This window comes from Ruegeria sp. R8_1 (genome assembly GCF_017743815.1).
Classification (GTDB): domain Bacteria; phylum Pseudomonadota; class Alphaproteobacteria; order Rhodobacterales; family Rhodobacteraceae; genus Ruegeria; species Ruegeria lacuscaerulensis_A.
In genome coordinates this window covers 101,679-118,884 of record NZ_JAGHRL010000004.1, presented here as the reverse complement: position 1 = coordinate 118,884, position 17,206 = coordinate 101,679, and the positions used below count along the sequence as shown (strand labels likewise).

Genomic DNA, 17,206 nt, shown 5'->3' with positions numbered 1-17,206 from the left:
GACAAAACGGGCATCAAAATATGCAACGCGCTTACATTCCCGGCATTCTTGCCATGGCCGCCATCGTGGTGGCCTCGAACATTCTGGTTCAGTTCCTGATCTTTGACGGTCTGCTGACCTGGGGTGCCTTCACCTATCCGCTGGCCTTTCTGGTCACAGACATCATGAACCGCGTCTACGGCGTGGCCACGGCCCGCAAGGTTGTGTTCGCAGGTTTCATCACCGGTATCATCTGCTCGCTGATCGGCAGTCAGATCATGCTGCAGGGCGACGGGTTCACCTATGCCGCCGTGCCGCTGCGCATCGCCGTGGCCTCGGGCACCGCGTTCCTGATCGCGCAGCTGACCGACGTCACCGTGTTCAACGCCATGCGCGGAGGCCGTTGGTGGCGTGCGCCGCTGGTCTCGACCCTGGTCGGATCGGCGCTGGATACGGCGTTGTTCTTTACTATCGCCTTCTCGGCCTCGGTCACTGTGTTTGGCGCCAATGCCGACGCCGCGATCAACTGGGCGTGGGAGCCAGTGCCCTTCATGCTGACGGGTCCAATGGCCCCTCTGTGGGTGACGTTGGCTTTCGCGGATTGGCTGGTGAAATTGTCGCTGGCCATGATCGCGCTGATCCCGTTCAAAGTGATCGTCTCGCGCCTGACCGCACAGCCTGCGTAAAAAAACGTTTGGAGATTGGCGCATCTTGTGTCACCATCCTTATCAACCGCAACAGTTAGATAAGGAGGTGATCCAGTGTCGAGAAAGAGATTGGAGAGAGGTGTCGGAACAACCGGGGGGATCGCCTGTTAGGGCAGCCCTTGGCGGAGCGCTCGCTCCGGCTGGTCGATTGATCTAACCGACCCAACCTCCTGAACTTTCGAAGGGCTGTCCCGCTGGGGCGGCCCTTTTTGTTTTGTGCTCGGGCAGTTAAGGTCACGCCTATGTTGCGCATCACCGACGATATCATTCTGCAAGACTGGGAAATGACCGAAAGCTTTGTGCGGTCTTCCGGCCCCGGCGGGCAGAACGTGAACAAGGTCTCGACCGCGGTCGAGCTGCGGTTCGAGGCGGCGCGCTCGCCCTCCTTGCCAGATCCGGTCAAGACCCGGCTGAAACGGTTGGCCGGGCGGCGCTGGACCAAAGAGGGCGCGATCATCATCCAGTGCGAGGAAACCCGCAGTCAGGCTCGCAACCGCGAGTTGGCCCGCGCCCGTCTGGCCGAACTGATCGCCCGCGCACTGGTCAAGCCCAAACGACGGGTTGCGACCAAGCCCACCTATGGCTCGGTCAAACGGCGGCTGGCGGCAAAAAAAGCGCGCGGAGACGTCAAGGCATTGCGCGGGCGGGTCAGCGAAGATTGAACTGGCAGTTTCACCACGCCTTGCTAGTCTGACCTCCAAACGGGAGGGCAAGATCATGAGGCTAAAGGGCAAAACCGCAATCGTAACCGGCGGCGCGTCGGGTTTTGGTGCCGGTATCGTCGAGCGGTTCCTGGCAGAAGGCGCACGGGTCATGATCGCCGATATCAATGGCGATGCGGCACAAGCATTGGCGAAACAGCACGAAAACGCCACCGCCCAAACGGTCGATGTGGCCAACGCGGCCTCGGTTCAGACCATGGCCGATGCGGCCAGCGATGCGTTCGGCCCCGTCGATATTCTTGTCAATAATGCGGGCGTCACCCATCTGCCAACCCCACTCGAGGACGTGTCAGAAGATGATTTCGACCGTGTCTTCAATGTGAATATGAAATCCGTCTACCTGACAGCGCGCGCTTTTGTTCCGCAGATGAAGGCGCGCGGCGCGGGTGCAATCCTGAACGTGGCCTCGACGGCGGGCCTGTCACCGCGCCCGAACCTGAACTGGTACAACGCTTCGAAAGGGTGGATGATCACCGCCACCAAAACCATGGCCGTCGAGCTTGCTTCAGCAGGCGTCCGCGTCAACGCCATCTGCCCCGTGGCGGGCGAAACTCCGCTGCTGAAATCTTTCATGGGTGAAGACACCCCCGAAATCCGTGCCAAATTCCTGTCCACCATCCCGCTGGGCCGCTTTTCAACCCCGCAGGACATGGCCAACGCCGCCTTGTTCCTGTGCTCGGACGAGGCCAGCATGATCACCGGCACAGCTTTGGAGGTCGACGGTGGCCGCTGTATCTGATCCGCTCTTCATCTGGCCAAAAATACCTCCGCAGGAGGCAGCGCGCCTGCGCGCTTCCCCTCCCCACAGGATCACCTAGAAATGACGCCCGGACCGAAAAACCTGATCACCGATATCCCCGGCCTGCGCGTCGGCAACGCGCAGGACACTACGCTGAAATCCGGCACCACGGTTCTGACAGCGGATACGCCCTTTACCGCCTCGGTACATGTGATGGGCGGCGCGCCCGGAACGCGGGAAACCGACCTGCTCGCCCCGGACAAATCGGTGCAGCGGGTGGATGCGATCACCCTCTCTGGCGGTTCGGCCTTTGGGTTGGACGCCTGTTCGGGCGTGTCGGACGCCTTGCGCGCGGAAGGCAGGGGCTTTGCCGTCGGCCCCGCCATCGTCCCCATCGTTCCCGGAGCCATCTTGTTCGATCTGCTGAACGGGGGTGAAAAGACATGGACCGAGAATCCTTATCGCGCATTGGGCCGCACCGCGTTCGAGAACGCAGCCTCTGATTTCGCGCTGGGCACAGCGGGCGCAGGCGCAGGAGCTTTGGCTGCCCGACATAAAGGCGGGCTGGGTTCTGCCTCGGTGGTGCTGGAAAACGGTGTCACTGTCGGCGCATTGGTTGCCGCCAACCCGCTGGGCAGTGTCACTACGGCCGGCGACCGTCATTTCTGGGCCGCCCCGTTCGAACAGGGCGGCGAATTCGGCGGTTTAGGGCCTGATCCGACCTCGGGACTTGGACAGCCTGCTCCCAGCCTCAAGGCGCAGGTCATGCATCCGGCAGCATCTGAAAGGGGCAACACCACCATCGCCATTGTCGCCACGGATGCGGACCTATCGAAACCGCAATGTCAGCGGTTGGCGGTGGCTGCCCACGACGGCATCGCCCGTGCGATCCTGCCCGCCCACACGCCCGGAGATGGCGATCTGGTCTTTGGCGTCAGCACCGGTGCGCGACCCCTGACGTCGGATGCGGATCTGGCGCTGATCGGCCACACGGCCTCGATCTGCCTTGCACGGGCCATTGCCCGCGCCGTCTATCTGGCCACACCCGAGTTGGGCGACCTGCTGCCATGTTGGTCGCAGTCACATGACTTCGGTTAAGGACGACTAAAGTCGGGTTGTGACACTGTGTCGTTGCGCGGCAATCTGCGCGTTGACTCTTTTCTGTGCCGGCGTTCCATTCGGTGCAGCCAATATGTATCGGAGCAAAAGCCATGAATCGCATTCTCGCGACTGCAATTGTCGGCCTTCTGGCCCTTCCTGCCTATGCTGAAGGTGACGCAGAAGCTGGCAAGAAAGCCTTCAACAAGTGCAAATCCTGCCACATGATCGCTGATCCGGAAGGCGAAGTGATCGTCAAAGGTGGCAAGACCGGCCCGAACCTTTACGGTATCGCAGGCCGCACTGCTGGCACGGTTGAAGACTTCAAATACGGTGACAGCATCGTGGCCGCAGGTGAAAACGGTCTGGTCTGGGATGAGACAACCTTTGTCGAGTACGCTCAGGACCCCAAAGCCTTTTTGAAATCCTATCTGGACGACACGGCGGCTAAATCCAAGATGACGTTCAAGCTGAAAAAAGGCGGCGAAGACGTCTATGCCTATATCGTAAGCGTATCGGGCCAGTAACGCCGCCTGACTCAGTCAGAAAGATCAAGCCAAAGGCCGCAGCCCCCTGCGGCCTTTCGTGCGATTGATATACGGAATGAACAGGGCCAACTTGGGTGGATGCAGCCGAGGTGACTCAGCCAGCACGGCGAACCGGCAGCAGGAGTTGAAAGATGGGAATCATGATCCCGGCCTGGGTCGATGGCGAATTGACCCCCGTGGACAAGCTCGAAGCGCATGAAAAGGGTTTGCGGCATAAGGCAGTGTCGGTCTTTGTCGTGCGCGGCACCGAGATTTTGCTTCAACGTCGGGCGATGGGCAAATACCACACGCCGGGCTTGTGGGCGAATACCTGCTGCACCCATCCTGATTGGGGTGAGACGCCTTCTGAATGCGCGGTGCGCCGCCTGCGCGAGGAATTGGGGATCACCGGGCTGTATCCCGAATATCGTCACCGGCTGGAATACCACGCCGATGTGGGCAATTCGATGATCGAGCATGAGGTGGTGGACGTTTTCCTCGCCCATGTGCGTGGGCCATTGCAGATCGAACCGAACCCAGACGAGGTGATGGATATCCGCTGGATCGACTATCACGATCTGCTGGCCGAGGTGCAGCGCCACCCGGCGCGGTTTACACCGTGGCTCAAGATTTATCTACACAACCACGCTGATACGATTTTCGGCCCCGACCTGATCATCTCGGCCAAGACCTGAGGGCTTGCAAGGCCGCCCCAAGCCGCCTAAATCAACGCGTCATGGCCAAGCAAAAGCAGAAGACCGACCCGAATTACAAAGTCATCGCCGAAAACCGGCGAGCCCGCTTCGATTATGCGATCGAAGAGGATATCGAGTGCGGCATTATGCTGGAAGGCTCCGAGGTCAAATCCCTGCGCGCGGGTGGCTCGAACATTGCCGAAAGCTATGCCTCGGTCGATGACGGAGAGCTGTGGCTGATCAACAGCTATATCGCCCCGTATGAGCAGGCGAAGGTCTTCAAGCACGAAGAACGTCGCCGCCGCAAGCTGCTGGTGTCGCGCAAGGAATTGTCGAACCTGTGGAACGCGACCCAGCGCAAGGGTATGACGCTGGTGCCTCTGGTTTTGTATTTCAACCACAAGGGTCGGGCCAAGCTGAAGATCGGCATCGCCAAGGGTAAAAAGCTGCACGATAAGCGTGAAACACAGGCCAAGCGCGATTGGTCACGTCAGAAGCAGCGGTTGATGAAGGATCATAGCTGATCCCTCACCCGGTTTAGAACGCCATCGCCGCCGACACAGCCCGTTTCCAACGGTCATAGGCCGCATCGCGGTCCTGTTGTGACATTTCGGGTTTAAACCGGCGATCCAGCGCCCAGGTCTCCGAGAACCCTTGTTGATCGGGATAGACCCCCGCGCGCATTCCGGCCAGCCACGCCGCGCCCAGAGCAGTTGTTTCCTGCATGACCGGACGGTCAACTTCAGCTCCCAGATAATCCGACAACCCCTGCATCGCCCAATCCGAGGCGCTGGCTCCGCCGTCCACGCGCAGAGTCACATCGGTATCCGCGCCCCAGTCGCCCTGCATGGCATGCCACAGATCGCGGGTCTGGTAAGCGATGCTTTCCAGTGTGGCTTTGGCGAACTCGGCCCGGCCTGAGTTGCGGGTCAGACCAAACACTGCGCCGCGGCAATCGGGTTTCCAATAAGGCGCACCCAGCCCGGTAAAAGCGGGCACCAGCACGACGTGCTGATTAGGGTCTGCTTGTTGCGCCAGATCACCGCTTTCGGGGGCGGATTCGATAATCTGCAACGCATCGCGCAGCCATTGCACAGCAGCCCCGGCTACAAAGATCGAGCCCTCCAACGCATAGGTCCGCTTGCCGTCCAGCTGGTAGGCGATAGTAGTCAGCAGGCGGTTTTTCGACTCAACCGGCTTGTCGCCCGTGTTCAGCAGCGCGAAACAGCCCGTGCCATAGGTGGATTTCAACATGCCGGGCTGAAAACACGCCTGGCCGATGGTGGCGGCCTGCTGGTCGCCGGCGACGCCCAAAATGGGGATATTTCCCCCAAACAGAGTCGTTTCCCCGAAGTCCGAGGCACAATCATGGACCTGCGGCAGCATATTCATCGGCACGTCCAGCAGATCACAGATCTCCGTGCTCCATTCACCATTGTGAATGTCGAACAACAGGGTGCGGGCGGCGTTTGTGGCGTCGGTGGCGTGGCTGCGGCCTTCGGTCAGACGCCAGATCAGGAAGCTGTCGATGGTGCCGAACAGCAGCTCTCCGGCTTCGGCCTTTTCTCGCGCGCCAGGGACGGTATCCAGCAGCCATTTCACCTTTGTGCCCGAGAAATATGGGTCCAGCAGCAGGCCGGTCTGGGCCGTTACATCGTCCTCGCAACCGGCTTGTTTGTAGCGGGCGCAAATATCGGCGGTGCGGCGGTCCTGCCAGACTATGGCGTTGTGGATCGGTTTGCCGGTGGTCCGGTCCCAGACCACCGTGGTTTCGCGTTGATTGGTGATGCCGATGCCCGCGATCTGATCGGGGGTAACAGTGCTGGCTTCCATCACCTCACGGCAGACCCGCAAAACGCTGTCCCAGATTTCCTCGGGGTCGTGTTCGACCCAGCCTTCCTGCGGGAAATGCTGGGTGAATTCGTGCTGCGCGGTGCCCGCCCGCTGCATGTCCGCGTCAAACAGAATGGCCCGTGATGATGTGGTGCCCTGATCAATAGCGAGAATATAGGTCATGCCCCGCGCCCCCCTCTGGTATTGGTTTTGCAGGACTTTAGCGCAAACAATAGCGCGGGTGCCAGAGCGTTCAGACCGGAATATTGTCGATCAGTCGCACGCCGTCCGCCCATGCGGCCACAAACAGCCGGGCGGGGCGGTCGGCATGGGTCAGTGGTTCCAGCGTCTCGGCGCAGCGCAGTTGGGTATATTCGACTTGCGTAAAGCCCGCAGCTAGCAGATCGGTCTGCGCCTGCGCAGCCAGAGCGTCAAACGCTGCGCCATCTTTCAGCGAGACGGCCAGTTCGGTCATGATCCGGTGTTTGTGGGCAGCAACCTCCAACCCCTCGAACGACAGACGCAGGTTGCGCGAGGACATCGCCAGCCCCGAGGGTTCGCGGACGGTGGGGCAGCCAATAACCTCGATCGGAATGTCCAGATCGCGGGCCATACGGCGCACGACCATCAATTGCTGATAGTCTTTTTCCCCGAAATAGGCTCTGTCCGCCTGAGTTTGCAGGAACAGTTTCGCAACCACGGTGGCGACGCCATCGAAATGGCCGGGGCGGAATTCGCCCTCCATCACATTGGTCAGGCCGGTGACGGACACGGTGGTGGCAAAGCCCTGTGGGTAGATCTCATCAGGATCGGGCACATAGATCGCATCCACGCCAAAGGGGGCCAGCTTCTGCGCGTCCTCATGTTCGGTGCGCGGGTAGTTGGCGAGGTCTTGCGCGTTATTGAACTGCTTGGGGTTCACAAAGATCGTGACAATGACGCGATCCGCCCCGGCCTTGGCGGCCTCAACCAGCGACAGATGCCCCTGATGCAGCGCGCCCATGGTGGGGACCACGCCGATGACTTCGCCGTTGCGATGCCATTGGGTTGTCAGCGCGCGCAGATCGGCAAGGCGGCGCAGGATGGGGGCTGTCATGTCTTTGGCCCTTTGGACGGGGCCTGATCGGCAAAGACATGTTCGTCGGCCGGAAAGCTGCGGGCGCGCACTTCGGCGGCGTATTCGGCAATGGCGGCCTCGGCCATCGGGCCAAGTTCTGCATAGCGTTTGACGAATTTCGGTTTGAAAGCGGTGAAAAAGCCCACCATGTCATCGACCACAAGAATCTGCCCGTCACAGCCCGCCGACGCGCCGATGCCGATGGTAGGGATCGCAACCTCGGCCGTGATGCGGTCGGCCAGACCCTGCGGAACCTTCTCTAACACGACCGAAAACGCGCCTGCGCCCGCGACGGCGTGGGCGTCGGCCAGAACCGCCTCGGCCTGTTCATCGCGGCCCTGTACCTTGTAGCCACCCAGCGTGTTGATCGATTGTGGGGTCAGGCCGATATGAGCCATCACCGGAATGCCGCGCTTGACCAGAAAGCGGATGGTCTCGGCCATTTCGACCCCGCCCTCAAGCTTGACCGCCCCCGCGCCGGTTTCAGCCATCAGCCGCGCCGCGTTGCGGAACGCGTCGGCGGGCGAGTGTTCGTAGCTGCCAAAGGGCATGTCGATGACCATCATCGCATTGTTCAGCCCGCGGGCGACGGCCTGCCCGTGCATCACCATCATCTCCATCGTCACGCCCAGCGTCGATTCCAGCCCGTGCAGGACCATACCGACGCTGTCGCCGACAAGAACGAAGTCGCAATGGTCGTCCATCAATCGGGCCATCGGCGTCGTGTAGGCGGTCAGCGAGACCAGAGGCTCGCCCCCTTTGCGCGCCCGAATATCTTCGGCGTTGGGGGCTTTTTTGCGGGCGGTGGCGCTCATGATCGCTCCTCCGGGGTTTATGTTGCAGCGCGGCATAGCAGATTGCGGCACCGCATAGAAACCCCGGTTGCGCGAACATTTCCTTGATTGACTGTAGGTTTATGGGAAGATTGGTCTGACAATAGCCCGAAAAAACACGCGGCTGCATATTTCAGTGGGGAGTGATTTTCATGACAAAGCAGAGATTTCGGTCCTTTGCGTCCGCTTTGGCCGTCGGTGCCAGCTTGTTCGCAGGCGCGGCTTTGGCCAAATCCGATATTACCATCGCGATGCAGCTTGAGCCGCCGCATCTGGACCCGACAAGCGCCGCCGCGCAGGCCATCGATTCGGTGGTCTATACCAATATCTTCGAAGGGCTGACCCGTTTCGTGGGGGACGGCTCGGTCGTGCCCGGTCTTGCGGAAAGTTGGGAGATCTCGGATGACGGGATGATCTATACGTTCAAGCTGCGCGAAGGTGTGACCTTTCACGATGGATCGACCATGGATGCCGAGGACGTCAAGTTCAGCCTTGATCGTGCCCGCGCCGAAGACAGCGCGAATGCGCAGAAAGCTCTGTTCGCCGGGATCGACAGCGTCGAGGTCATGGACCCGCTGACCGTCAAGGTCACTTTGTCCGCACCGAACGGGAATTTCCTGTTCAATATGGCTTGGGGCGACGCAGTGATTGTCGCGCCCGAGAGTATCGACAACATCAAGACCAACCCGGTCGGAACCGGGGCCTATACCTTTGGCGACTGGGTGCAGGGCGACAGCATCACGGTGAATCGCAACCCGAATTATTGGGGCGATCAGCCCAGCCTTGAGACCGCAACGTTCAAGTTCATCTCGGACCCCACCGCAGCCTTCGCTGCAATGATGGCCGAGGATGTGGACGTGTTCGACAACTTCCCGGCGCCCGAGAACCTTCCGCAATTCGAGGCCGACCCCCGTTTTCAAGTGCTGGTCGGTTCGACCGAGGGCGAAACGATCCTGTCCACCAACAATAAGAAAGCACCATTCGACGACATAAGGGTACGGCAGGCTATGGCCCATGCGATCGACCGTCAGGCAATTATCGACGGCGCGATGTTTGGCTATGGAACCCCCATCGGCACCCATTTTGCGCCGCACAATCCGGCCTATGTCGATCTGACCGGCAATTCGGCCTATGACCCCAAGAAAGCTGCGCAGCTTCTGGCTGATGCTGGCTATGCCGACGGGTTCGAGACCACGCTGCATCTACCGCCCCCCTCATACGCCCGTCGCGGCGGTGAGATCATCGCCGCGCAGCTGGCGGAGGTTGGGATTAAGGCCGAGATCATCAATGTTGAATGGGCGCAATGGTTGGAATCGGTGTTCAAGGGCAAGGATTTCGGCCTGACTATCGTCAGCCATACAGAGCCAATGGATATCGGCATCTACGCGCGGCCTGACTATTACTTCCAATATGACAGCAGCGATTTTCAAGCGTTGATGGAGCTGTTGAACGAAACGACCGACCCGGATGAGCGGACCAAACTGATGGGAGACGCGCAGCGCCTGATTGCCACTGATTTCGTCAATGGCTACCTGTTCCAGCTGGCCAAGCTGGGTGTCGCCAAAGCAGGTGTTCAGGGCCTGTGGGAGAACGCGCCCACGGCTGCGATTGACCTGACGCAGATCAGCTGGTCCGAGTGATCAAAGCTGGGGTCGTGTCGCGCGACCCCGGTTCCCGTAAGGTCAAGGCAAACGATACCATGACGTTTTTCCGAGTTTTTCTGCTGTGTGTGTTGACACTGTGGGGACTGCCCTCAGCGACAGTTGCTCAGAATGCACTGAGCAGCCGGCTGGATGCACTGGTTGGGACCCCTGAAAACCCGTTGAACGTGGGTGTCGGGATCAAGATCGACCAGATCACCAGCGTGGATCAAAAAGCAGAGAACTATGGGGCAGTGGTCGTTCTTCGGTTCGAGTGGACGGATCCTCTGCTGGCGTTTGACGCAGAGCAGACAGGGCGGGACATTCGGGTCTTCAACCCGCCCGATCTGGCGGACCACGCGGCCGCGATCGGGTCCGTCATGCCGGCTTTTGTGATCCATAATCAGCAATCCAACAAATGGATTCACGAGGCCGCCGCCTCGCTGCGCAGTGACGGGCGGGTGGTATATGTCGAGAAATCCTCGCTCACCTTGCAGGCGCCTCACTTCGATTTCCGTAAGTACCCGTTCGACACGCAGGATTTCTATTTCGAGGTCGTTTCGGTCTTTCCCTCGGATTACGTGACGTATTACCCGCTGGAAAATTACTCGGGTCTGGGCGATCTGCTGGGCGAGGAAGAATGGGTTCTGGGCAGCGCGCGAATGGTGAAAACCCAGGTTCAGGGTCTGTCGGGGCGTGATAGCGATCAACTGGCGCTGGCCTTTCAGGGTAGCAGGCATCAAACCTACTACATGATCCGGGTGTTCATGCCCATGCTGGTACTCGTTGCAGTTGGCTGGGCGCTGTTCTTTCTGGACGAATACCGCAAACGGATCGAGATCGCAGGGGGCAACCTGCTGGTCTTTGTTGCTTTCAACTGGGCGATTTCTGCTGATCTGCCCAAGCTGGGCTATCTGACCTTTCTGGATTTCGTTCTGCAATGGATGTTCCTGATGACCGGGGCGCTGATCGTGTTCAACGTCGCCTTGCGCAGACTCAAAGTCGCCGGGCACGAAGACACGGCGCGCAAGCTTGATAATTACGCCGTTAAATGGATCTATCCGCTGGGCTATGCCGCGATCGTCGGCTACGCGGTTTCTGCTTATTTGCTGATACCTTAGACGCTGGACCAACGCCGCCTGTGACCCTAACGTGCGATCTATGCTGCGCTACGCTCTCAAACGCCTGATATCGCTGATGATCAGCCTGGCCGTTGCCTCGGTCGTGATCTTCGCAGTGATCGAGGTCGCACCGGGCGATCCTGCATCCTTCATGCTGGGCGTCAACGCGCAGGAGGACACGCTGGCCGCGTTGCGGGCCGAGCTGGGCTTGGATGGCTCAAAGCTTGAGCGCTACTTCAACTGGATCGGCGGAATGCTGGTGGGTGATTTCGGCACCTCCTATACCTATCGCACACCAGTTTCGCAGATGATTGCGGATCGGCTGTGGGTGTCTTTGCCGCTGGCGCTATACGCGTTGATCCTGTCGACGCTGATCGCGTTCCCCGCCGGGATTTACGCCGCCGCACGCCGGGGCAAACCGGGCGATCTGACGGTGATGGGGGCAACGCAGCTGGGCATCGCGGTGCCGAATTTCTGGTTTGCCATGATGCTGGTGCTGATCTTCGCCATCAACCTGCGCTGGTTCAACGCCGGAGGGTTCGCAGGCTGGGATCAGGGGCTTTGGACCGGGCTGCACTCGCTGACGCTGCCCGCCATCGCGCTGGCTTTGCCGCAAGCCGCGATTCTGGCGCGGGTGATGCGGTCATCTCTGCTGGACATTCTGGGCGAGGATTTCATGCGCACCGCCCGCGCGAAAGGCCTGTCGCGCCGTCAGGCCCTGTGGCGTCACGGCGTCCGCAACGCGCTGATCCCGGTGCTGACCATCATTGGGCTGCAGTTTTCATTCCTCTTGGCCGGGTCGATCATTATCGAGCAAGTCTTCTATCTGCCCGGACTGGGGCGTTTGGTGTTTCAGGCGATCTCGGCCCGTGATCTGATCGTGGTGGAATCGGTGGTCATGTTGCTGGTTTTCGCCGTCATCACCGTGAATTTTCTGGTCGATCTGGCTTATGCCGCCGTCGATCCCCGCCTCAGGAGCCGGACATGAGCCGCAACCTGATCCTTGGCGCGTTGCTGTCCTCGTTGGTTCTGCTGGCGGCTTTGGTGTCCTTTGTCTGGACACCTTACGACCACGCCGCGTTGGATATTCCCGGCAAGCTCAAGACGCCAAGCGCACAGAACTGGTTCGGGACGGATCATTTCGGGCGCGACATGTTCTCGATGATCATGGTGGGCGCGCGCACGTCGATTGCGGTTGCTCTGGTTGCCGTGGGGATCGGTATGGCGTTGGGCGTGCCATTGGGCCTGACGGCGGCGGCGCGCAAGGGGTCGTGGCTGGATGAGGTGATCATGCGCGGCAATGATCTGGTCTTTGCCTTCCCATCGCTGGTCATTGCGATCCTGATCACAGCCGTATTCGGTGCCGGGGCCATAAACGCCATCATCGCCATCGGCATCTTCAACATCCCCGTCTTCGCCCGCATCACCCGTGGCGCGGCGCTGTCCTTGTGGGAGCGCGAGTTCATCCTCGCCGCCCGTGTCTCGGGCAAGGGTGCTGCGCGGATATCGGCAGAACATATCCTGCCCAATGTCGCCAATCTGCTGATCGTACAGGGCACCATCCAGTTCTCGCTGGGGATACTGGCCGAAGCCGGGTTGTCCTATGTCGGCCTTGGTGCGCAACCGCCCACGCCCAGCTGGGGTCGTATGCTGGCCGATGCGCAGACAATGGTCAGTTTTGCCCCGCATTTGGCTCTAATTCCAGGGCTGGCGATCATTGTCACGGTGCTGGGCCTGAACCTGCTGGGCGACGGGCTGCGCGATTGGCTGGACCCCCGGATCAGGGTGGCGCGCGCATGAGTTTGCTTGAGGTCGAAAACCTGTCGCTGTCCATCCACGGGACGCCGATCCTGAAGCAGGTCAACCTGTCCATTGATCCCGGCCAGATCGTCGCCGTGACAGGTGAAAGCGGCTCGGGCAAGTCGATGACCGCTTTGGCCGTGATGCAACTGTTGCCCAACGGGGCGCAGACGCTGGGCGAGATCCGGCTGGAAGGGCGCGACGTGCTGACCACTCCCGAAGTCGAGATGTGTGCCCTGCGTGGTGCCAAGATCGGGATGGTGTTTCAAGAGCCGATGACAGCCCTGAACCCGGTGAAGACCATCGGCGATCAGGTCATGGAAACGATCCTGATCCATAAGGCCATGCCTGCCACGCAGGCTCTGGACCGCGCGAAAGAAGTGTTGCGCCGCGTGGGCCTTCCCCCGGACCGCTTTCCCCTGTCTCGCTATCCGCATGAGTTGTCGGGCGGGCAACGCCAGCGCGTTGTCATTGCCATGGCCATTGCCTTGCGGCCCAAGCTGCTGATCGCGGATGAGCCGACAACCGCGCTGGACGTGACTACGCAGGCACAAATCCTCGATCTGCTGAAAGGGTTGGTGCGTGAATATGGCATGGGCCTGCTGATGATCACCCATGATCTGGCCGTGGTCGCTGACATGGCAGACCAGATCGTGGTGATGCGGCACGGCGAGGTCGTGGAAGTGGGCCCCACCGACGATCTGCTGCGCAACATGCAGCACCCTTATACCCGTATGCTGTTTGAGGCCTCGGATCATCAGGTGGCCTTGCCCGACACAGCGGGAGATCGCCCGTTGCTAGAGGTCACCCAGGTCGTCCGCGACTATCGCTTGCCGCGCAAGGGTCTGTTCGACAAGCCGGGCCACCACCGCGCGGTGGATCAGGTCAGCTTTACGCTTAATCGTGGTGAACGGCTGGGTTTGGTCGGTGAGTCCGGATGTGGAAAATCGACCCTAACGCGAGCTATTCTGGGCCTGGAAGAGGTGCAAGCAGGGGAAATCCGTCTGGATGGCGCACCCGTTTTCACCGGCCATAAACCGAACCCTGCGGTGCGTCGTAAAATGCAGGTGGTGTTTCAGGACCCCTATGGCAGCTTTAACCCCCGCCACAAAGTCGCGCGTTTGATCACTGAGCCGTTTCACTTGCTGGACACGCCGCCCACCGGTTCAGAACGTCAGGACCGCATTGCCGAGATGCTGACCGCCGTGGGCCTCAGCCCCGATGACGCAGGGAAATACATCCACGAATTCTCGGGCGGGCAGCGTCAGCGTATCGCCATCGCCCGCGCCCTGATCATCCGCCCCGAATTGATCCTGTTTGATGAGGCCGTCTCGGCCCTTGATGTCTCGGTCCGCGCGCAAATCCTCGATCTGCTGGCCGAGTTGTGCGCCGCTTACGACCTGACCTATCTGTTCATAAGCCACGACCTGAGCGTCGTGCGCACGATCACTGATCGGGTGATGGTCATGCAGGCGGGCAAGATCGTGGAACAGGGCAAGACCGAGCAGGTCTTTGCCAATCCGCAGCACGCCTATACCCGCACCCTGATCGACGCCGCGCCGGTGCTGCCGGATATCGGGGCGCTTGCTGGCTGAAATGTCTGATTAGAGCCTGAATGGAGAGAAACATGCCCAATCCGCTTTGGTTCAACCCCGCACTGTGTTTGATCGGTGGAGAGTGGATCGCGCCCTCTGCTGGCGTCGATCTGCCTTTGATCAACCCCTCGGACGGTACGGAAATCTGTCGCATCGCGCGGGGGGATGCGTCCGATATCGACGCGGCGGTCGCAGCCGCGCAGGCGGCACTGGATGGGGATTGGGGCCGCAAAACCGCACTGGAACGCGGGCGCATCCTGACGCGATTGGGTCAGTTGGTGCTTAAACGCGTGGACGATCTGGCCGCGTTGGAGGCAATGGATGTGGGCAAACCGCTGACCCAGGCGCGCGCGGATGCGGTGGCCTTGGCGCGGTATTGCGAATTCTACGGCGGTGCAGCGGATAAGGTGATGGGCGAGACGATTCCCTATCTGGACGGCTACACCGTTTATACCCTGCGTGAACCCCATGGGGTAACGGGACATATCGTGCCGTGGAACTACCCGATGCAGATCATCGGGCGTTCGGTCGGGGCGGCACTGGCGATGGGCAATGCCTGCGTGCTGAAACCAGCCGAGGAGGCGTGTCTGACCGCGCTGGCCTTTGCGCATCTGGCCCAACAAGCGGGTTTGCCGGCTGGTGCGCTAAACGTTGTGCCGGGTTTAGGGGCCGAGGCCGGGGCTGCGCTTTCGGCGCATCCGGGCGTCCACCATATCTCGTTCACAGGGTCAGTCGCGACAGGGGCCTTGGTGCAGCAGGCGGCGGGGCGCAACGTGGTGCCTATAACGTTGGAATTGGGCGGAAAATCCCCGCAGCTGGTGTTTGATGACGCCGATCTGGACGCGGCCCTGCCGTTTCTGGTGAATGCGGGTATTCAGAACGCGGGGCAGACCTGTTCGGCCTCGTCCCGCATTCTGGTGCAGCGTGGGGTTTATAGCCAAGTCAAGGCGCGCATGATTGCGGCCTATGCTGATCTGACCGTTGGGCCGGCGGCACAGGATCTGCGAGTGGGGCCGTTGATCTCGGCCCGTCAAAAAGAGATCGTTGAGGGGTTTCTGGCCAAGGGCAAAGACTTGACCATCGTGGCGCAGGGACAGATCGTGGAGGACGCCCCGACGCAAGGCGCGTATGTGCAGCCCACATTATTCGCCGATGTGCCGCCTGATCATACGTTGGCGCAGGAGGAGATTTTCGGCCCGGTGCAGGTGCTCATCCCTTTCGACACCGAGGACGAAGCCGCCCAGATCGCCAACAGTACCGACTATGGGCTTGTCGCCAGCATCTGGACCCGCGACGGCGCGCGGCAGATGCGTTTGGCAAAACGGCTGCATGCGGGGCAGGTTTTCGTCAACAACTACGGGGCTGGCGGCGGGGTCGAGCTGCCCTTTGGTGGCGTCGGTAAATCTGGCCATGGCCGCGAAAAAGGTTTCGAGGCGCTATACGGCTTTTCACAACTTAAGACCGTGGCGACTTACCATGGTTAGGGTCTAAACGATGACCTCGATCGCTTTTTGCGTGCCAACGCCGAAGACGCGTTTGTAACGTTCGATCTCGTCCGCCGGTCCCATCGCCTTTTCAGGGTTGTCCGACAATTTCACCGTCGGACGGCCATTGGCCGAGACCGCTTTGCACACCAGCGAAAACGGCGCCAGTGCGTCATTCGGGACCAGCCCGCGGAAATCGTTGGTCAGCAATGTACCCCAACCAAAGGACACTTTTGTCCGTCCGGCGAATTGGTCATGCAGCTCTCGGATCTTGTCCACATCCAGCCCATCCGAGAAGATCACGCGTTTTTCACGTGGGTCCTCGCCGCGTGATTTCCACCAGTTGATCGCGGTTTCCGCCCCCGTTGCCGGGTCGCCACTATCGACACGGATACCAGTCCAGCCTGCAAGCCAGTCGGGCGCACTGTCCAGAAAGCCCTGTGTTCCATAGGTGTCCGGCAAAATGATGCGCAAGTTGCCGTCATGTTCTTCATGCCAGTCGCTGAGAACATCATACGGAGCCTGCGCCAGTTCCGCGTCCGTATCGGCCAGCGCGGAATAGACCATGGGAAGTTCATGCGCGTTGGTGCCGATGGCTTCAACCTCGCGCCGCATGGCGATCAGGCAGTTCGAGGTGCCGGAAAATGCAGACCCTAATCCTTCGATCATGGCTTGTACGCACCAGTCCTGCCACAGGAACGAATGACGCCGCCGGGTGCCGAAATCCGCAATGCCCAGCCCATCAATATCACGCAGTTGCTCAATCTTTTCCCAAACGCGGGTCATTGCGCGGGCATAGAGCACCTGCAGCTCGAACCGGCGCATGTCGTTCAGCACGGCGCGCGAGCGTAGCTCCATCAGTACGGCAAGCGCGGGAATTTCCCACAGCATGACCTCGTGCCATTTGCCCTCGAACGTCAGCTCGTACTGATCGCCCTTGCGTTCCAGATGATAGGGGGGCAGGCGCAGATTCTCGAACCACTCCATGAAATCGGACCGGAACATCTGTCGTTTGCCGTAGAACATATTGCCCCGCAGCCACGTGCTTTCGCCGCGGCTGAGGCTGAGTGAGCGGATATGATCCAGCTGTTCGCGCAGTTCGCCCTCGTCGATGAGCTTGGCCAAAGGGATGTGATTCGACCGATTGATCAGCGAAAACACAACATCCGTTTGGGGCCGATTTCGAAACACTGACTGGCACATCAGCAGTTTGTAGAAATCTGTGTCGATTAAAGACCGTACAATCGGGTCAATCTGCCATTTATGATTGTACACACGTGCCGCAATATCGACCATGAGGAACTCCTGCGATTTCC

General features: G+C 60.2%; 17 protein-coding genes. 13 read left to right on the top strand and 4 right to left on the bottom strand.

Features of this window, described 5'->3' with window-relative positions:
* The first annotated feature begins 20 nt into the window (after positions 1-20).
* From J7380_RS10890 to smpB, 7 genes are all read left to right on the top strand, one after another.
* Positions 21-665 carry a queuosine precursor transporter gene (locus J7380_RS10890; protein WP_170355865.1) on the top strand — a complete coding sequence of 215 codons (645 nt, stop codon included), beginning with the start codon at positions 21-23 and terminating at the stop codon, positions 663-665.
* Positions 666-928: 263 nt separating this feature from the next.
* Positions 929-1,348, top strand: coding sequence for an alternative ribosome rescue aminoacyl-tRNA hydrolase ArfB (gene arfB, locus J7380_RS10885; RefSeq protein WP_209195769.1), 420 nt, complete (start codon positions 929-931; stop codon positions 1,346-1,348).
* Positions 1,349-1,403: 55 nt separating this feature from the next.
* A complete protein-coding gene (locus J7380_RS10880; RefSeq protein WP_209195768.1) occupies positions 1,404-2,147 on the top strand; it encodes an SDR family oxidoreductase in 744 nt (247 codons plus the stop codon).
* An 81-nt stretch (positions 2,148-2,228) separates the two neighbouring features.
* The gene (locus J7380_RS10875; RefSeq protein ID WP_209195767.1) at positions 2,229-3,245 is read left to right on the top strand and encodes a P1 family peptidase; all 1,017 of its coding nucleotides are present in this window, start codon (positions 2,229-2,231) and stop codon (positions 3,243-3,245) included.
* Between the two features lie 113 nt (positions 3,246-3,358).
* On the top strand, positions 3,359-3,772 hold the full coding sequence (locus J7380_RS10870) for a c-type cytochrome (protein ID WP_209195766.1): 414 nt from the start codon (positions 3,359-3,361) through the stop codon (positions 3,770-3,772).
* Between the two features lie 152 nt (positions 3,773-3,924).
* Positions 3,925-4,467, top strand: coding sequence for an isopentenyl-diphosphate Delta-isomerase (gene idi / locus J7380_RS10865; protein ID WP_170355873.1), 543 nt, complete (start codon positions 3,925-3,927; stop codon positions 4,465-4,467).
* 41 nt (positions 4,468-4,508) lie between these two features.
* Positions 4,509-4,991, top strand: coding sequence for an SsrA-binding protein SmpB (smpB, locus tag J7380_RS10860; RefSeq protein WP_209195765.1), 483 nt, complete (start codon positions 4,509-4,511; stop codon positions 4,989-4,991).
* A gap of 13 nt (positions 4,992-5,004) precedes the next feature.
* Here smpB and glpK read toward each other — a convergent pair whose 3' ends face one another.
* From glpK to panB, 3 genes are all read right to left on the bottom strand, one after another.
* On the bottom strand, positions 5,005-6,483 hold the full coding sequence (glpK, locus tag J7380_RS10855) for a glycerol kinase GlpK (RefSeq protein WP_209195764.1): 1,479 nt from the start codon (positions 6,481-6,483) through the stop codon (positions 5,005-5,007).
* 70 nt (positions 6,484-6,553) lie between these two features.
* The gene (gene panC / locus J7380_RS10850; RefSeq protein ID WP_209195763.1) at positions 6,554-7,396 is read right to left on the bottom strand and encodes a pantoate--beta-alanine ligase; all 843 of its coding nucleotides are present in this window, start codon (positions 7,394-7,396) and stop codon (positions 6,554-6,556) included.
* Positions 7,393-8,232, bottom strand: coding sequence for a 3-methyl-2-oxobutanoate hydroxymethyltransferase (panB, locus tag J7380_RS10845; RefSeq protein ID WP_209195762.1), 840 nt, complete (start codon positions 8,230-8,232; stop codon positions 7,393-7,395). Before panB ends, panC begins: the two co-directional genes overlap by 4 nt.
* A gap of 170 nt (positions 8,233-8,402) precedes the next feature.
* On the opposite strand from panB, the gene J7380_RS10840 reads away from it, so the two are divergent.
* Genes J7380_RS10840 through J7380_RS10815 form a run of 6 tightly spaced genes read left to right on the top strand, consistent with a single transcriptional unit; the run spans position 8,403 to position 15,890 of the window.
* Positions 8,403-9,890, top strand: coding sequence for an ABC transporter substrate-binding protein (locus tag J7380_RS10840; protein ID WP_209195761.1), 1,488 nt, complete (start codon positions 8,403-8,405; stop codon positions 9,888-9,890).
* Positions 9,891-9,949: 59 nt separating this feature from the next.
* Positions 9,950-11,011, top strand: a complete 1,062-nt coding sequence (locus J7380_RS10835; RefSeq protein ID WP_209195760.1) for a hypothetical protein — start codon at positions 9,950-9,952, stop codon at positions 11,009-11,011.
* Between the two features lie 40 nt (positions 11,012-11,051).
* A complete protein-coding gene (locus J7380_RS10830; RefSeq protein WP_209195759.1) occupies positions 11,052-11,999 on the top strand; it encodes an ABC transporter permease in 948 nt (315 codons plus the stop codon).
* Positions 11,996-12,811: an ABC transporter permease gene (locus J7380_RS10825; protein WP_209195758.1), complete on the top strand. Its 816-nt coding sequence runs from the start codon at positions 11,996-11,998 to the stop codon at positions 12,809-12,811. The genes J7380_RS10830 and J7380_RS10825 overlap by 4 nt, the downstream gene beginning before the upstream one ends.
* On the top strand, positions 12,808-14,406 hold the full coding sequence (locus J7380_RS10820; protein WP_209195757.1) for a dipeptide ABC transporter ATP-binding protein: 1,599 nt from the start codon (positions 12,808-12,810) through the stop codon (positions 14,404-14,406). Before J7380_RS10825 ends, J7380_RS10820 begins: the two co-directional genes overlap by 4 nt.
* 32 nt (positions 14,407-14,438) lie before the next feature.
* Entirely contained in the window at positions 14,439-15,890 is a 1,452-nt protein-coding gene (locus J7380_RS10815; protein WP_209195756.1) for an aldehyde dehydrogenase family protein, read from the top strand.
* Positions 15,891-15,893: 3 nt separating this feature from the next.
* Here the strand turns inward: J7380_RS10815 and pncB are convergent, their stop codons facing one another.
* The gene (gene pncB / locus J7380_RS10810) at positions 15,894-17,186 is read right to left on the bottom strand and encodes a nicotinate phosphoribosyltransferase (RefSeq protein WP_209195755.1); all 1,293 of its coding nucleotides are present in this window, start codon (positions 17,184-17,186) and stop codon (positions 15,894-15,896) included.
* Positions 17,187-17,206 lie beyond the last annotated feature (20 nt).